Source organism: Pseudohaliea sp. (genome assembly GCF_054552115.1).
In genome coordinates, this window is sequence record NZ_JBTOLW010000012.1 from 56,896 (window position 1) to 73,529 (window position 16,634).

The following is a 16,634-nucleotide window of genomic DNA, read 5'->3' on the forward strand; positions in this document are numbered from 1 at the left end:
CCGTCCCGACGCTAGAACCAGGACTCGGAGATGATCACGATATCGCCGGGCATGAGCGCCATGTCGGCGGAGATATCGCCGTCCTTCAGCAGGTCATCGAGGCGCAGGCCGTAGGAGCGCTGCTCTCCGCCGTGGCGCCGCACCAGGACGGACTTGTTGCCCGCGGCGAACTCGGTCATCCCGCCCACGGCGATCATCAGGTCCAGGAGCGTCATCTCCTGGCGGTAGGGCACACTCTGCGGTTCGGTGGCCTCGCCGACCACGCGCACCTGCTGCTCCGGCATCCCCACAAAGCCGTTGACGATCACGCTGACCACTGGCTGGCGCACGTACTCGGCGTAGGCCTTCTCGATATCCCGGGCCAGTTCCGTCGGTGTCTTGCCGCTGGCGCGCAGGTCCTCCACCAGCCGGGTGGTGAACTTGCCGTCCGGGCGGACGATCGACTGGGTGGTCAGTTCCTCGTTGCCCCAGACGAAGATCTCCATGGTGTCGCCGGGGCCGATCACGTAGTTGTAGTCGGGGGCGTCGAAGCGCTCGCCGGGTGGTACCGGCGGGTTGCCGCCGCAGGCGGCAAGTAGGCAGGCAGCGGTGACCGCTCCCAGCCAGCCCAGGTATCGCTTTGTGATGTCCGTGCGCATGGTGTGTACCTTTTGTCGTTCTCGCTTTGTCGTTCTCGCTTTGTCGTTCTCGCTTTGTCGTTCTCGCTTTGTCGTTCTCGCTGTCGGGAATCAGGGGCGGCGCATGCCGCCGAACAGGCCGCGGCGCACCGGCTGCGGGCCCTCCGGGGAATCATCACCGCTGCCGCCGCCGGCCGCGCCCTCCGCGCCGTCGTTGGGCACCGGCGCCAGGGCGGGCTCGCCGCGGGCCGCCGCCACGGCGAAGTCATTGTCCGCGAAGCTGTCGCCTGCGGCCAGGTTCTCGTCCTGCAGTTCCTGGATCACCTCGCGCAGGTCATCAACGCCGAGCCGGTGCAGCCCTTCCACGCCGCCGTGCAGGAACAGGCGGCTGCAGATCAGGTTGATGCGCCGTGGCACACCCTCGCTGAACTTGTGGATGAGCGGGAACACGGCCTCGGCAAGCGCCGGGTCCCCGCACCAGCCCACGGCCTCGAGGCGGTGGCGTACGTAGGCTTCGGCCTCGTCGGGCTCCAGCGCCCGCAGGTGGCTGGCGGCGACGATGCGCTGGTGCACCTGCTCCATCTCCGGCCGCAGCACCAGCTCGCGCAGCTCGGGCTGGCCGAGCAGGAAAATCTGCAGCAGCGGCTTGCCACCCTGCTGGAGGTTGGTGAGCAGGCGCAGCTCTTCCATGGCCGAGAGCGACAGGTCCTGCGCTTCGTCGACGATGAGCAGCGCCCGGCGCCCCTCCCGGTGCCACTTCTGGAACAGGCGGGAGAGCGACTGCAGGAGCGTGCCCTTGTCACGGATGGCGATATCCACGCCGAACTCGTAGGCGACCATGCGCAGAAGATCGTCGGCCTCGAGCTGGGAGCAGACCAGGTGCGCGGTAGCCGCGCGCTCGTTCGCCAGGTCTTCCACCACCGCGCCCACGAGCGTGGTCTTGCCGGTGCCCGGGCGGCCGGTCACCATGACGAAGCCCTCGGCGCGCATGAAGGCATAGGCCATGTAGGCCCGCGCGCGCTTGTAGCTGCGGTGCTGAAAGGCAAAGTGGTGATCCGGGCTCAGCCGGAACGGCTCTTTGCTGAATCCGTAAAAGATGTCGTACATGCGGCGTCCTCGCCGACGTGTCCTTCATGCGGGGTGTGCAGGGCCGTGTACGGCCGGCGCGCGGCCAGCCCCCTGCAACCCGCGTTGCTGTTTGCATCCTAGTGTGTACCCGGTCCGTGACGGCCGCAAGCTCGGCAACGCCTGATTGCTCCGCTTTGTGAGGCTGCTCACAGCGAGGGCCGCGCTGTTTCGGCGGCGCGCTATCCCGGCAGTGCTATCCCGGCAAGGCCACCTCGGCAGCAGGCGCGGCGGAGAGCACAGCAGCGGGCCGCAAACGGGGCCGCCGCGGGCACGCGGGCACAACACCCCACCACACCCGCCATCACAAGCCCCCCATCATAGACCGCGGGCGCGCCGCATTTACACTGCGCCGGAAGCACTATACCGTGCCTCAGGGTGTGCGAAGCGGCAGAGCGATAGCACGTGGTCGACAACATCATCCTGGTGACGCATGCGGCGGCGGGGCTGAGCTTCGGCCTCCTGCTGGCCCTGCTCACCGCCCGCTGGCGCCTGCGGCCCCTGGGCCCGCCCCTGGCGCTGGCGGCCGCCGCGACACTGGCCTGGGGCGTCGTGATTGCCGCCGGCAGCCTGGCGCCCTACCCGCCCCTGCGCGCCATCCAGTTCGCCGAGCTCGCCCGAAACCTGGCGTGGCTGGCTTTCCTGCTCGCGCTTCTCGGCTTCCAGCAGGGTGACGCACAGCGCTGGCTCGGGCGGCGGTGGCTGCCGGGGTTCACGGTGCTCGCCGCCGCCTCGCTGGGCCTGGTCGCCTTCGCGCCGCAGCTGGCGGCAGCGCTGCCGGGCGCCCTCGATGGCCGCGACCTGGTGGTCGTGCTCTGGCTGGCGCTGGCGATCGCGGCGCTGCTGCTGATCGAGCAGGCCTACCGCAACGCCGTCACCGCGGAGCGCTGGGGTATCAAGTTTCTGTGCCTCGGCCTCGGCCTGATCTTTGTCTACGATCTCTTTCTCTACGCCGAGGCGCTGCTGTTCCGGCAGCTGAACCCCGCCTTCTGGGCCGCCCGCGGCCTCGTGGTGGCCCTGGCGGTACCGCCGCTGCTCGTCGCCCTGGCCCGCAACCAGAGCTGGCGCCTGGACGTGCACCTGTCCCGGCACGTCGTGTTTCACACGGTCACGCTCATGGGCGCCGGCTTCTACCTGCTGGCCATGGCCGTCATCGGCTATTACATCAAGTACCTCGGCGGCAGCTGGGGAGGGGTGCTCCAGGCCACCTTCCTCGCCGCGAGCGCCCTGCTCCTCGCCACGCTTCTTTTTTCCGGCAGCCTCCGCGCACGGCTGCGGGTGCTGCTCGCCAAGCACTTTTTCAGCTTCCGCTACGACTACCGCGAGGAATGGCTCAAGTTCACCCGGGCCCTCGCCCGGCTGGAGGGCGATATTCCCGAGGGTGTCCTGCGCACCATGGCGCCGCTCGCCGGCAGCAACGGCGGCGCGCTCGTGGGCCGCGAGCCGGACGGGGCGCTGCGGCTGCTCGCGCGCTGGCAGCTCGACGACCCGGTGCCCGGGGACCTGGGCGGGCTCCCGGGCTGGATCCGCCGCAGCGGCTGGGTGGTGGACCGCGACGAGTGGCGCCGTGCGCCGGACCTCTACCAGGGGCTGCAGTTCCCCGCGGGCCTGGCCGGGGCCGGCTGGCTCTGGCTCATCGTGCCGCTGTTCTTCCAGGACGACCTGGAAGGCCTGCTGCTGCTGCGCGCCGGCGACGACGAGCGGCGTCTCAACTGGGAAGACCGGGACCTCCTGAAGACCGCGGGACAGCAGGCCGGCGCCCTCCTCGCCCAGCACCGGGCGAACCGGGCCCTGGTGGAGGCGCGGCAGTTCGACGCCTTCAACCGCCTCTCCGCCTACGTGATTCACGACCTCAAGAACATCCTCGCCCAGCAGTCGCTCATGCTCACCAACGCCCGCAAGCACCGCGACAACCCGGCCTTCGTCGACGACATGATCGCCACCGTTGCCAGCTCCGTGGAGCGCATGGAACGGCTTATGGGGCAGATGCGCAGCGGCCTGCGCGAGGCCGAGGCGGCGCCCGTGGAGCTGGGCACGCTGCTCGCGGCGGTCGTCGAGCGGCGCGGCGCCCGGCAGCCGGCGCCCCGGCTGGCGCCACCGGCCCGCGCCTGCACCGTGATCGGCGACCCGGAGCGCCTGGGTACCGTCTTCGGGCATCTCGTGCAGAACGCCCAGGAGGCCACAGCGGCAGACGGCGAAGTGCAGCTCGCCCTCGACTGCGACGGCGCTACAGCCCGCGTCACGGTGCGCGACAACGGCTGCGGCATGGACGCCGACTTCCTCCGCGACCGGCTGTTCCATCCCTTCGAGTCCACCAAGGGGCTCACGGGCATGGGCATCGGCGCCTTCGAGTCGCGGGAATACGTCCGCCAACTCGGCGGCGACATCACCGTCGAGAGCGAACCAGGCGCCGGCAGCACCTTTACGGTCACCCTGCCGCTGGCGGATGCGCAAAGTTGTGAACCGGGCACGCCCGCGGGCGGCCGGGCCGTGGCAGACTGGGCGGCAGGTGAGTGAGACGGAACGGGCCGTGAGCAAGGCATCCAAACCACTGCTGGTGATCGAGGACGACAAGGGGCTGCAGAGCCAGCTGCGCTGGGCCTTCGACGGCTACGAGGTGATCGTGGCCGGTGATCGCGCCGAGGGCATCGCCGCCCTGCGCCGGCACCAGCCCGGCGTGGTGCTGTTGGACCTCGGCCTGCCGCCGGACCCCGGCGGGGTCACCGAGGGGCTGGCGGCGCTCGCCGAGATCCTCGCCCTGGCGCCCGAGACCAAGGTGATCGTGGTCACCGGCGACAACGACCGCGGCAACGCCGTCAAGGCCGTGGCCGGCGGCGCCTATGACTTCCACCAGAAGCCGGCGGACCCGGAGCTGCTGGCCCTGCTCGTGGACCGGGCCCAGCACGTTTACGAGCTGGAGATCGAGAACCGGCGCCTGCAGCGCAGCGAGGAGAACATGCCGCTGGCCGGTATCATCGCGACCAGCCCGGAGATGCTCAAGGTCTGCCGCACCGTCGAGAAGATCGCCCCCACGGACATCACCACCCTCCTCCTCGGCGCCTCCGGCACCGGCAAGGAGCGCTTCGCCCGCGCACTGCACGAACTGAGCCCGCGGGCGAAGGGCAAGCTGGTGGCCATCAACTGCGCGGCGATCCCCGAGAACCTGCTCGAGAGCGAGCTCTTCGGCTACGAGAAAGGGGCCTTCACCGGCGCCAGCCAGACCACGCCGGGGAAGATCGAGTACGCCGATGGCGGCACCCTGTTCCTCGACGAGATCGGCGACCTGCCCCAGGACCTGCAGGCCAAGCTGCTGCGCTTCCTGCAGGAGCGCGTGCTCGAGCGGGTCGGCGGGCGCAAGGAGATCCCGGTGGACACGCGGGTCATCTGCGCAACGCACCAGGACCTCGAGCAGCACATCGCCGACGGCCGCTTCCGCGAGGACCTCTTCTACCGCGTCAGCGAGATGTCCATCCGCATCCCGGCGCTGGCCGAGCGCACCGGCGACGCCCTGGTTCTCGCCAGGGCCTTTCTCGCCCGCTTTGCCGGCGAGCACGGCGCCCCGGTGAAGGGCTTCGACCAGTCGGCCATTGACGCCATCGGCCGCTACCGCTGGCCGGGCAACGTCCGCGAGCTCGAAAGCCGGGTCAAGCGCGCGGTGATCATGGCCGAGGGCAGCCAGGTCAGCGCCGAAGACCTGGAGCTGGAGGACGCCCTCGGCGATGACGGCCCGGAGGCCCTGCCCCTGAACCTGCGCCAGGTGCGCGAGAGCGCCGAGCAGCAGGCGATCATCCGCGCCATGGGCTATGCCGGCGGCAACATCTCCGAGGCGGCGACACTGCTGGGCATCACCCGGCCGACGCTGTATTCCATGCTCGACAAGTACGGAATGAAATAGATGGCAGCGGACCGGCGCAGGATGGACCGCGGCACGCCGGACCGGCGCGGCGAAAAGCGTCGCGAAACGCCCTGGTGGGGCTACCTCCTCGCGCTGGCCGCCGCTGCCATCGTGCTCGCGGGGTTCTGGTCGCTCGTCTATTGATGCTTCCGGCAGGCGCTGTCGCATTCCTTTACAACAGTCGCCGGCGCCGCGCATTCAGCAGCCATAGAAACACAGCAATCGATTGATATAAAGAGAGTTTTTCAACCTGGCACCAACCGTGCATCTGTTGCGCCAGGAAATCAACATTCGGTGCTTTACCATGAACCATTCGATGTCCCGCAAGCGCAAGCACGTTCTGGCAGCAGCCGTTGCGAGCGCGGGCCTGGCCAGCGTACTGGCCACCCCCGCCCACGCCCTCCTGATCACCTTCAGCGAGGAAGTCGACGGGGAGCTCATCAATGCCCAGGTGGCCGGTGACAACTCGGGGCTGACCAGCGCACTGATCGATGCATCGAACAAGATGCCCTTCGGCAGTGGCTTCTTCGTCGAGACCTTCGACCGGGCAACCGCCAGCGCGCTGCCGGCCGTCTCGATCCCCGACAACGAAGGCTTCTTCGACGATGAGCTCGGGGCACCCTCCGCCGGCACCATGGAGCCGTCGCTCCTCGGCGGCCTCGGCATCATTGAAGGTGTCACCGAAAGTGGAGAGCCGAGCGGCTGTTCCATCAACGCCTGGGGCGGGCCGGCGATCTCTGCCGGCGGCGGCGGCTTCGGTGTGCGCAAGGGCGGCGTGAGCTACGCCGCCACCCCGGCCGACAACGACACCTGCTTCGCCTATGGCCCGCAGCAGGGCGGCACTACGCCCGCCACGGTCAAGATCGACTACGCGCCCATCCTGCAGCAGGGCGACTCCATCAACTACCTGGGCCTCTACTACGGCTCCGTCGACGATTACAACGAGATCATCTTCTACTCCGGGAATGAGAACGAGAAGCTCATGGTCCCGGGCACCCTGCTCGACGATGGCACGCTCTCCGGCCAGGAAATCCTGGACGCGCGTGAGGGGCAGTCGGGTGACCGGGTCGATCCGCGCTCAAATGTCTACGCGAACTTTTTCTTTGAACCGGGCGAGACCTTCACGGCCTTCGAGTTCAAAACCACCGGCGTCGCCTTCGAATTCGACAACGTGGTGGTCGGCCTGGCCTCCCGAGATGTGCCCGCACCGGCGCCGCTGGCGCTGCTCGGTCTCGGCCTGGCGGGCCTCGTGTTCGCCCGCCGCGGGCGCGGGCGCCGCTAGGGAAGCGCTCCGGCGCTAGAAGCCGACCTCAAAGCCGAACAGCAGCCGGTCCTCGTCGCCGTACTGGCCGAAGAGGCCCCGGCGCTCCCCGGCGAAGAGGTCGGCCCCCACCCACAGCTCCAGCCGTGAGGTTGCCCAGTAGCGGAGCTTCAGCTGCAGCAGCGAATCACCGTCGTTGATCGAATGCAGGCCGATGGCGCGGAAGCGCCACGCGGCGTTGGCGAAATCCTGCTGGTAGAGCAGCGTCAACAGCTGCTCGTGGGCATCCCGGGCCATGGCGTCGTCGTGGTCGAAGAGCGAACTGTTGAACAGCTGCGCGCTGACCAGCGTGTCCATGGAAGGCGTCCAGTCCAGGCCGAGCACCGTCGACAGCTCCGCGCTCTCCCCCACTGCTTCGTCCCGCAACGTGTCCAGGGGCTGGTAGGTGTCGCTGTTCCACGCCAGCTCCCCCCGCACCGTGAAGGCGCCCAGCGCCGTGCTGAAGGTCCCGCCCAGCAGGTGGCTGCGGCGGTATTCCTGGCGCAGCTCCAAACGACCGTCGTCCCGCCGCCGCACCGGTAGCACCGGGTTGTCGAGGTAGCGGTAGAGGTAGTTCACGCTGAAGTCCCAGCCGCCGGCGAAGCCGCTCAACGCCACGCCGATATCGCTGTCGCCGAAGGGGTCATCGGGCTTGTCCACCGGCCCGAGGGCCGTTACCGGCAGCGGCGGCAGCAGCCGCGGCGTGCGCACGGCGAAGGGCGCGGTGAGGTCCGGCAGTTCGTGGTAGGTGGTGTCCGGGATCCAGAGCAGCTGCAGCGTCGCCGCCTCCCCCACCGGGTGGGTGATGTTGGCCATCCACAGGGGAATCCGCGAATTGTCGAAGTCATCGAGGATGAACTCGCGGAAGCTCTGCGGATTGACCACGTCGAGGACCTTGAGGCCGTCGGCCTGGCCCCAGACCACCTGCTGCTTGCCGAGGCGCCAGCCGGTGTCGCCGGTGCGGAAGTCGAGATACAGCTCGCGCAGGAACAGGGACGTGCGCTCGCTGTTGTACCAGGGGACGCTGGCGTCGCTGTAATTCGACGGCTCGCCGGCCGCGGGGCCGAGGTCGCCCACCGCGTCCAGGCGCAGCTGGAGGATACCGGTCAGGTCCACCCCGCGGCCCAGCGCCAGGTCCAGGCGCGGCGTGAGCAGGGTCTCGAACTTCTGGTGAGCCTCCCGCTCCGTGGCCCAGGCCCACTCCTGCTGCAATGTACCGCCGAAGCGGGCATCGAGCCCCGCCCAGGCGGAAACGGGAGCAGGAGCGGGCCCGGCAGCGGAAGCCGGGGCAGCGCCCTCCCGGTGCGGCGCGGCCGGCGGCGGTGCCGAAGCCGGGCCCCGCGCGCCTGCCACAGCCGCCGGGGCGGCTGCCGCAGGCGAAGCGGCGGCCCCCTCGTCCGGCAGCGATGCTTCGGAGGCCGCCACCGGCGCAGTCTGCCCGCCGCTGCCGGTATCGGAATCGGTGCCGGTGCCGGTGCCGGTGCCGGTGTCGGTGTCGGTGTACAGATCGACCACCAGCCGGTGCCCGTGCCCGGCGTGCGGCTTCAGGGTGAACACCTCGTAGGGCAGCTCGCCGCTGAGGTCGAGCACGGTGCGCAGATCGCCGCCCCCGCGCCCGGCGTGACGGAAGGCGCGCACCGGGGAGTCGCGGAACGCGTCAGCGGCCGGCGGCGCACCGAGTTCCGCGCCGGCCCAGTCGATGACCAGGCGATCCGGCGCGGCCAGGGAAAAGACGCGATAGGACGGCTCACCGTCGAGATCGAACACCACCCGGAAGCGGTCTCCGTCCCGGCCGACGCGGACAGCTTCCAGTTGCAGGGGGCTTCCGGCGACGGCAGCACCCGCCGGGGCCTCCTCCCCCGCAGCCGGGGAGCCGGCAGCGAGCAGGCCGGAAACCGACGCGCAGGCCAGCGCGTGCCGGAATCGCTGGACCGGACTGACCACGCCCTGGGGCCTGCGCATCGCTAGGGCCCGCGCCTCAGCGCCTGCTGCGTGAACAGGCGCTCCGGGACCGGGGAGCGGTAGTCGACATCGACAAACTCGAGCCGCGTGCTGTGCCCGCTCTGGTGGTTCTCCATGTGCAGCCGGTGGCGGGTCCAGATGCCATCGACGAGGCGGATGTCGTCGGCCCGCAGGGTCTTCAGGTGGTCGCCGTCGACATCCCAGAAGTCCACCCGCACCACCACCCAGTTGCTGGCATCCACCACCGTTTCGGTACGGCCGTAGCCGAGCTCCTCAGCGACCGCTGCCGAGACCGGGGTGGCACGCAGCCGGACCTCGCCGTCAGTAGCGGAGGACAGGCGCTCGTAGTCGTAATCTGCGCTCAGGCGGCCGTCGAGCTTCATGTCCTCGAAGCTGAAGTCCGTTCCCAGGAAATAGTCGCCGCGGTCCGCCGCCGGAATGCGCCGCACCTTGCGCAGCGCCGGCAGGTAGAGCCACTGGTCGTCCTCGGCCGCCGGGTCCGCGTAGTCCCAGGTCAGCACGGCGGTATCGCGGATATTAGCGGGGGCCGTGAAGAACAGCACCTGGCGCCGCTGGTCGGCGTAATCGCGCCGGTAGCTGATCGTATCCCGGGCGCGCTCCCGGCCGCGCTTGTCCCGGGTGACGATGCGCATCTCGCGGGTCACCCGGTCGCCCTGCGGCACGGCGTTGACGCGGGCCACGACGTCCGCCGCAGTGAGCGCCCCGGCCGCCGGCGCGGCGGGTTCGGCCCGGGCATCCTGGGCAAGCCAGAGGGCAGCCAGGGCGAGGATCATCGCGACGATGCCCGCCGGGCGGGCGAGCCGGCGGTCCGCCGGCGGGACCGCGAGAAAACCGGGGGCCCACAGGTAGAGCAGCGCGGGCAGCAGGGTGACGCTGGCCAGGAAGCTCACCCCCATGGACAGCATGACAATGCTGCCGAAGTCGGCGAGCTGGGCCACCTGGCTGAACACGAGCACACCGAAGCCGGCAGCCACCGCCAGGAGGTTGAGCAACAGGGCGCGGCCCGTTGTACTGTAGAAGCGCATGAACATGGCTTGTCTGTCCACCTCCCTGTCCCCCTCACCGTCTTGATGCAGTGTGCGCAGGCGGCTCAGGGTGTGGATCGCGAAATCCACACCCAGCCCGATCGCGACCGCGGCGAACATGGAGGTGCCCACCCCCAGCGTCAGCCCGCGCCATACCATGAAAGCGTACACTAACAGAACCGAAGCCCCCACCGGTACCAGGGCATATACCCCGGCGAGGGCGGAACGGAAGCTGAGGCTGGCCACGGCCCAGACGAGGACCAGGGCGATCACCAGCCCGCGGAAGTGGCTGTCGCCGATGTTGCGGATCCAGTGGTAGTTGAGGGTGACGCGCCCGCTCCGGGTCGCGCGCACGGCGTCATCGAAGTGCGTCTCGAGGTAGGGCTCGAGGGCCTCCACCACCCGCGCAATCTGGATGAAGCCGCCGTGATTGAGCGTCAGGCGCACGTTGGCACTGCGATAGTCGTAGTCGACTTCCTGCTCGAAGTCCGCCGGGTCGCCGGAGAACCCGTACAGCAGGAAGTACTGGGCCACCGCCTCGCGGCTCTCCGGGAGGCGGTAGGCGGCCGGGTTGCCGCCGTTCAGCACCCGGTTCATCTGCTTGAGGTAATCGACGATGGAACTGCTTCCCGTGACGTGGGGCAGCCCCTCCGCGAAGCGCTGCAGCGCCTCGATCCGGCGCAGCACGGCCGGCTCGAAGAGCCCCTCCTCCACGCCGGTCTCGATAACGATATCGAGCGTGCTCGTGCCGGCGAGGTGGCGGTTGATGGCACGGTCGGCCTGCACGATGGGCTCGTCCGGCTGGAACAGGCGTATGCGGTCCGCATCGACGACCAGGTGGCTGGCACTCCAGGCACCGAGCGCGGCGATCGCGACGAAGCACAGCACCACCGTCCGCGGAAAAGCCAGGGTCAGGCGGCCGAGACGCGCCATGGCGCCGGCGAGGCCGTCGCGGCCGCCCGCGCGGCGCTGGTTGATGAAGGCCTGCGCCACCTGCAGGCGGCTGAGCGTCATGAGCGCCGGCAGCGCGAGCAGCGAATAGAGCAGCGCGGCCCCCACGCCGAGAGCGGCATAGAGGCCGAAGGCCTTGAACGGCGGCATATAGGCCGCGACATAGAGGCCGAGGAAGCCCGCCGCCGTGGTCAGGGACGTGATGGTCACGGGCAGCCAGAGCGCGCGCAGCGCCTCCAGCACCAGCGCCGGCCGCTCCCGGCCGGGGGCCTCCGCCTGCAACTCAAAGTAATGGCTGCAGAGGTGAATCGTGTCAGCCACGGCGATGCCGATGAGGATGACCGGCAGCGCGTTGGTGATCACGTAGAAGGGCACACCGAGGGCGGCCATGGTCCCGAGCGCCGCGCCCACGGTGCCGATGATCATCAGCAGCGCAAGCAGCGCCGGGGTCAGGCGGCGGAAGGCGAGCACGATCATGCCGAGGATGATCACGCCGGCGAGCGGGTTGAGCCGCTGGGCGTCGGCATCGATGTAGTCACCCAGGTAGCCGGCGATGGCGCCTTCCCCGGCCACGTGGGCCTCCAGCCCCGGGGGCAGCGCCGTGTCCTCGACCAGCGCCCGCAGCGCCTGGTAGGTCGCCCCGGCCTGCGCTTCATCTTCCAACTGGGCGACAATCAGCGCGGCCCGGCCGTCACGGCCGACGAGGCGGCCGAGCAGCAGGGGAAAGTCCTCCACGGCCGAGCGCACCTCCGCCGCGGCCTCGGGGGTTGTCGGCAGCGGATCGAGGATCGGCTCCACCGCCATGCCCAGGGCGTCACCGGTAATGAGCGACTCCGTGGCCAGGCTCATGACCCGGCCAGCGTCGACATTCGGCAGCTGCGACACGGCCTCCGTGAGGGTTACCAGGGCCTGCAGCACCTCGGGCCGGTAGATACCCCCCGGCTGCTCCGCGACAAGCGCCAGCAGCAGCGGATCGGCGAGGCCGAAACGTTCGCGGATCAGGTCCCGGTAGAGCAGCGCCGGGTTATCCGGCGCAAGGAACGCATCCGAGCGTGTGTCCTTTTCCAGCCGGGTGAGGCCGAGCAGCGACAGCCCCAGCAGCACAGCCAGCGGCAGCAGGACCGCCAGCGGCAGCAGGACCGCCAGCGGACGGCGGACGATGGCAGCAAAGAGCCCCCCGGCGTCCCGCGCCACGGTCGCGCCGGCGCGTCAGGCGCCGCGAAGCGACGCGAGCAGGGCCTCGGCACCGGCCTTGCCGGGGAAGGCCGGGCCGGCAACGAGCGCCTCGAGGAGCTCGATGGCCTCGTCCTCCCGACCCGCGCGGGCGAGGATCTGCGCGCGGTTGTAGCCGAGCTCCGGGTTGTCCGGCTGCTCTTCCAGGAGGCGCGCGCTCAGCGCCAGGGCGCGGCCGGTCTCGCCGTTCTCCAGCAGCACCATCGCGTAGGTGTCCTGGACCTGCAGGCTGTCCGGGGCCAGGTCCAGGGCGCGCTCGCTGTGTGCCAGGGCCTGCTTCGGGTCCCCGGTGCGCAGCAGCCAGGCGAGGTTGTTCAGTGCCGCGACGTTGTCGGGCTGCTGCTCGACGAGGATCGCGTACTGTTCCCGCGCGGCCGTCTCGTCGCCAAGCATGAGCTGCTTGGTGGCCAGGTCGCTGCGCACCAGGGCATCCTCGGGGTATTCCTCCAGCCACTCCGCCAGCATCGCCAGCACCGGTGCGCGCTCGCCGCCGGCCCAGCGGGCCGAGGCCAGGAACAGCAGGTTGATATTGTTCCGCTGCTGCTCGAAGGCCTGCTGAAACAGGGGCACGGCCTCGGCGGGCTCGCCGCCGGCGAGGGCAAGGCGGCCGCGCAGCACCAGGAGCGGCGTCTCTTCCTGCACGGCCGCAGGCAGCGCCGCGACCTGCTCCCTGGCGAGATCCAGCTTGCGCTGCTGCACCAGCACATCGATGTAGCGCTTGCGCAGTGCCGTGTTGCCGGGCGCCTGTTCAAGCGCCGCCTCTAGATGGGCCTGGGCCCGCTCGGCGCGGCCATTGGCCAGCTCGGCACGGGCCACCACCGCCAGGGACTCCGGGCTTTCCGGGTCCCGGTCGAGGAGTTGCCGGGCCGCCTCGCTCGCCAGCGCGGATTGGCCGCTGGCGAGGTACGCCGTGGTGAGCAGGCGAAGCAGGGCGATGTTGTCGCCGCCGGTTTCCGCGACCGGCGTCAGCAGGGCCAGCGCGTCGCCGGCACGGCCTTCGCTGAGCGCGAAGCGGGCCAGCGGCAGCCGGGGCGCCACGGCCCCCTCGTTCGCCGCAACGGCGTCTTCGAGTACGGCGCGCATGGCGTCGAGGTCACCGAGGCGTTCGTGGATCACCGCGAGGTTGAGGCTGGTCTCCATGTGCCCCGGGTTGACTTCGAGCGCCGACTGGAACACGTCCCGGGCGGCCTCGAGATCGCCGCCCAGCAGCTCCACGGCCGCCAGCCCGCCGCTGGCCGTCACGTTGCCCGGGTCCTGGGCCAGGGCCTGCTCAAAGAGCGTCCGGGCGGCGCCGGTCTCGCCGGACTGAAGCTTCACCCGGCCGAGGAAAATGCTGGCGCGGGGGCTGTCCGGCGCGGCCTCCAGGTAGGCCTCCGCGGCGGCCTGGGCCGCATCGAGATCACCGGTGGCCAGGTAGGCGCCGATGAGGCGCTCCCGGGGCGCGGCGCTGTCCGGGTCGAGGGCCACCGCCGCCTCGAGGTCGGCCACGCCGGCCTCACTGTCGCCGCCGACGATACGCTGCATGCCGACCCCCATGAGCGCCTCCGGCGACTCGGGCTGGAGGGTGGCGATCTGCTGGTAGGCGGCGGCGCTCTCCGCGTGCATACCCTGCGCGGACAGAGCCACGGCCAGGATGCCCAGTGCCTTGATGTTCATATCGTGCTCCTCGAGGACCTCGCGGGCCACCGCTTCACTTTTATCCGGTTCGCCCAGCTCGAGCCAGACCCGGGCGAGTTGCAGCCCCGCCTCCAGGTGGCCGGGCACGGCATCGTGGAAGCGGCCCAGCTGCCGCTGGGCCGTCACCAGGTTGTCCTCGCGCAGGTTCGCCAGGCCGGACAGCAGCAGCGCACCGCCGTGGTCCGGGTTGACGGCCAGCACCCCGGCCAGGGCATCGAGGGCGGCGCGGTACTCGCCGGCATCGAAGGCGAGCTGGCCGCGCAGGAAGTTGACCTGGGGCGAATCGGGAATCAGCTTTTCGAGACGCTGCAGCTCGCTGTCCGCGCCCTCGCTGTCGCCGCCGCGCAGGCGCGCGTTGACCAGCTGCAGCCGGTCGCCCAGGCGGAACGGGTTGGCCTCGGCCGCGCGCCGGTAGGCCGCTTCGGCCGCTTCATAGTCCCCCTCGGCCGCGGCGAGCACCCCGAGCACGCTCCAGGCGTAGGCCTGGCCGGGGCTGCGCGCGACCACGGCCTCCAGCAGCTCCCGGGCGCGCGCCGGCTCCTTGTCGAGCTGCAGCGCCACCACGGCACGGGTGACATCAATGTAGTCGTTGCCCGTGGCGTCGATCCGCGCCAGGGCGTCGCGCACGGCCTCGTAGTCCCCCTGCACCAGCTGCGCCCGCGCGAGCACGGCCTGGAACTCGTCGTCGGCAACCAGCCCGGCAAACTCGCCGGCATCGTGGCGGGAGAGAAGCTCGGCGGTTTCGCCGCCGAGGACCAGCGCCTTCGCCAGGAGCAGACGTGCCCCGGCGCCGGCGCCGGCTTCCAGGGCGCGCTCGAACTCCCCGATCGCCGCCACCGGATTCTGCTGGAAGAGATAGGCCCGGCCGTAGAGCAGCCGCGCTTCGGCGCTCTCGGGGTTGCCCTGCAGCGCGGTCTTGATATCGAGCAGCGCCGCATTCACGTCGCGCGCGGCGAGCGCGGCCTCGGCCCGCTGGAGCAGCTCCTCCTCGCTGGGGGGCGCCGAGCAGGCGCCCAGGGCCGCGGCCAGGAAACAGGTGGCCAGTATCTTGCGTCGCATCGTGGGTACTTTCTCCGAGCCCTTGGTGTTTACAACGTGTTTACAGCCTATAGCAGGGAGACCGTCGTGCAAATGCTGGCGGGGGAAACTGTGACCTCGCGCACCCTTGGCAGGAAGCCTCAGTCCAGGTAGCGGCCGGGCGCCAGGATGCCGTTCGGATCGAGCTCCCGGCGCAGCCCGGCCATGAGCCGCTCCCAGCCCGCCTCCCGCGGCGGCATCTTGCCGCTGCTCTGGATGCCCAGGCGGTAGGGATAATAGCCCTCGGCGCAGAGCCGCTCCAGGAGCGCATCGTGGCAGGCCATCGCCCGCTCGTCCTCCCCCGGTACGTCCCGGTCGTAGGAGATGTTCACGACACAATCGAGGGTACGTTCCGTAAGCAGCGTGATCGATACCGCCGGCTCGAAACCGCGGTGGAGCATGGTATCGCGGACAATGGCCCAGACCGCCGCCGCGTGGGCGCCGGATGTCGGTGCGACCGGGGCGATCCAGAAGACCCCGCAGCGATCCGCCTCGGGACTCAGGTCCGGCGAGACCGCCGGCAACGGCCCCGGCTTGCGCCAGTAGTTGCTGGGCAGCATGCCGGCGCTGGGCACGCCCCGGGTCATGCCGAACACCGGCTCGACCATCTTCAGCATCTCATTGAGGTTCAGACCCGTGAGCCAGCTGTAGGGCCGCGCGAAGCGCTTGGCGAGCCCGAGCAGACGCTCGTCGAGGAACTGCAGGCGGCTGACCTTACCCTTGAGCGCAGCCTTGAGCTTGCGCCGCGCGAGGGCCACCTCGGCGCGGGTACCGTAGAGCGCGCCGGAGGCGTTCCAGGGGCCGCAGTCCCACTCCTTGCTCTTGGCGGCGAGGACGTCGCGCGGCAGGGGCGTTTCGCCGCCGGCGGCCTCCCAGGGGTAGCCCTGGATCGCCGAGATGACCTTGTAGTCGTTGCCGATGTGCATGGCGCTGGTGATCGTGCCGTCCAGGCGCAGCGGCTTCAGCGCCTCGATGAGCAACGGCAGGTCCTCGTCCCGGTCCACCCGCGCCGCGAAAAACTGGGTGTAGGCCGGGCGCGGCATGAGCCAGAGCGTGGCCTTGACGATAATGCCGAGGTTGGACTGGGTGAACAGGCCGTCGAAGTGGGGCCCGAGACCCCAGCGGTAATAGCCGGTCGCCTTCGCGTCACGGTATTGCCCGAAACCCGTGCCGACCAGTTCCCCCTGCGGCAGCACCACCTCCATAGCGCCGAGGTGCGCATAATGATCCGAGTAGGTCGTGTGCCCGAAACCGCGCTCGGCGATGTTGCCGATGAGGCTGTGGCCCGGGTAGGCACCGGTCACATCGAGCCAGAAGGGGGCGTCCCGCTCCTGCAGGAAGCGGAACAGCTGTTCCTGGGTCACACCCGGCTCGATGGTCACGCAGCCCAGCCCGGGGTCGTAGTCCAGGATCCGGTCGAGGCGCCGCAGCTCGAGGACCACGCAGCCCGAGCGCGCCGGCACGGCGGAGCCATAGCCGGTGTTCAGGCCCGTGCTGACCGGGTAAACGGGGACCCCGTGAGCATTGGCGACCTGGAGACACTGCTGCACCTCGGCGACAGAGCCCGGGCGCACGATGGCAGGTACCCGGGCACTGGTGGCGAAGGTCGCCGTCTCGTAGCGGCGGCGGGTTCCGGCGTCGATGACAACATGCGCCTCACCCACCGCCTCCCGGAAAGCCGCGAGCGCAGCGGCAGGCAGTTCCTGCGCGTCGTCGTGCCCGGCGGAAGAGTCACTCATGGCAGCCCGGCC

At 70.1% G+C, this 16,634-nt stretch carries 10 protein-coding genes; 4 read left to right on the forward strand and 6 right to left on the reverse strand.

Annotation, left to right across the window (positions count from 1 at the left end):
• Positions 1–11: 11 nt before the first annotated feature.
• Together ACX93N_RS07995 and ACX93N_RS08000 are read right to left on the reverse strand one after the other, a co-directional pair.
• Positions 12–638, reverse strand: coding sequence for an XrtA/PEP-CTERM system exopolysaccharide export protein (locus ACX93N_RS07995; RefSeq protein WP_459427879.1), 627 nt, complete (start codon positions 636–638; stop codon positions 12–14).
• Between the two features lie 90 nt (positions 639–728).
• On the reverse strand, positions 729–1,724 hold the full coding sequence (locus ACX93N_RS08000) for an ExeA family protein (protein ID WP_459427880.1): 996 nt from the start codon (positions 1,722–1,724) through the stop codon (positions 729–731).
• A 423-nt stretch (positions 1,725–2,147) separates the two neighbouring features.
• Between ACX93N_RS08000 and prsK the strand changes: the two genes are divergently transcribed.
• From prsK to ACX93N_RS08020, 4 genes are all read left to right on the forward strand, one after another.
• On the forward strand, positions 2,148–4,259 hold the full coding sequence (gene prsK, locus ACX93N_RS08005) for an XrtA/PEP-CTERM system histidine kinase PrsK (protein ID WP_459427881.1): 2,112 nt from the start codon (positions 2,148–2,150) through the stop codon (positions 4,257–4,259).
• Between the two features lie 13 nt (positions 4,260–4,272).
• On the forward strand, positions 4,273–5,637 hold the full coding sequence (prsR, locus tag ACX93N_RS08010; protein ID WP_459427882.1) for a PEP-CTERM-box response regulator transcription factor: 1,365 nt from the start codon (positions 4,273–4,275) through the stop codon (positions 5,635–5,637).
• Positions 5,638–5,781 (forward strand): hypothetical protein, encoded by a 144-nt coding sequence (locus ACX93N_RS08015; RefSeq protein ID WP_459427883.1) that lies wholly within the window; start codon positions 5,638–5,640, stop codon positions 5,779–5,781.
• Positions 5,782–5,941: 160 nt separating this feature from the next.
• Positions 5,942–6,919, forward strand: a complete 978-nt coding sequence (locus ACX93N_RS08020) for an Npun_F0296 family exosortase-dependent surface protein (protein WP_459427884.1) — start codon at positions 5,942–5,944, stop codon at positions 6,917–6,919.
• A 15-nt stretch (positions 6,920–6,934) separates the two neighbouring features.
• On the opposite strand, the gene ACX93N_RS08025 is transcribed toward ACX93N_RS08020, so the two are convergent.
• From ACX93N_RS08025 to ACX93N_RS08040, 4 genes are all read right to left on the reverse strand, one after another.
• Positions 6,935–8,881, reverse strand: coding sequence for an AMIN domain-containing protein (locus tag ACX93N_RS08025; protein ID WP_459427885.1), 1,947 nt, complete (start codon positions 8,879–8,881; stop codon positions 6,935–6,937).
• A 20-nt stretch (positions 8,882–8,901) separates the two neighbouring features.
• The gene (locus ACX93N_RS08030) at positions 8,902–12,090 is read right to left on the reverse strand and encodes an outer membrane lipoprotein-sorting protein (RefSeq protein ID WP_459427886.1); all 3,189 of its coding nucleotides are present in this window, start codon (positions 12,088–12,090) and stop codon (positions 8,902–8,904) included.
• Positions 12,091–12,105: 15 nt separating this feature from the next.
• Positions 12,106–14,865, reverse strand: a complete 2,760-nt coding sequence (gene prsT / locus ACX93N_RS08035) for an XrtA/PEP-CTERM system TPR-repeat protein PrsT (protein ID WP_459427887.1) — start codon at positions 14,863–14,865, stop codon at positions 12,106–12,108.
• 119 nt (positions 14,866–14,984) lie between these two features.
• Positions 14,985–16,622: an FAD-binding oxidoreductase gene (locus ACX93N_RS08040; protein WP_459427888.1), complete on the reverse strand. Its 1,638-nt coding sequence runs from the start codon at positions 16,620–16,622 to the stop codon at positions 14,985–14,987.
• Positions 16,623–16,634 lie beyond the last annotated feature (12 nt).

Excerpts from the sequence above, each read along its gene's own strand:
- prsT (WP_459427887.1), bottom strand. The coding sequence starts at position 14,865 with ATGCGACGCAAGATACTGGCCACCTGTTTCCTGGCCGCGGCCCTGGGC.
- ACX93N_RS08040 (WP_459427888.1), bottom strand. The coding sequence starts at position 16,622 with ATGAGTGACTCTTCCGCCGGGCACGACGACGCGCAGGAACTGCCTGCC.
- ACX93N_RS08015 (WP_459427883.1), top strand. The coding sequence starts at position 5,638 with ATGGCAGCGGACCGGCGCAGGATGGACCGCGGCACGCCGGACCGGCGC.
- ACX93N_RS08000 (WP_459427880.1), bottom strand. The coding sequence starts at position 1,724 with ATGTACGACATCTTTTACGGATTCAGCAAAGAGCCGTTCCGGCTGAGC.
- ACX93N_RS08020 (WP_459427884.1), top strand. The coding sequence starts at position 5,942 with ATGAACCATTCGATGTCCCGCAAGCGCAAGCACGTTCTGGCAGCAGCC.
- ACX93N_RS07995 (WP_459427879.1), bottom strand. The coding sequence starts at position 638 with ATGCGCACGGACATCACAAAGCGATACCTGGGCTGGCTGGGAGCGGTC.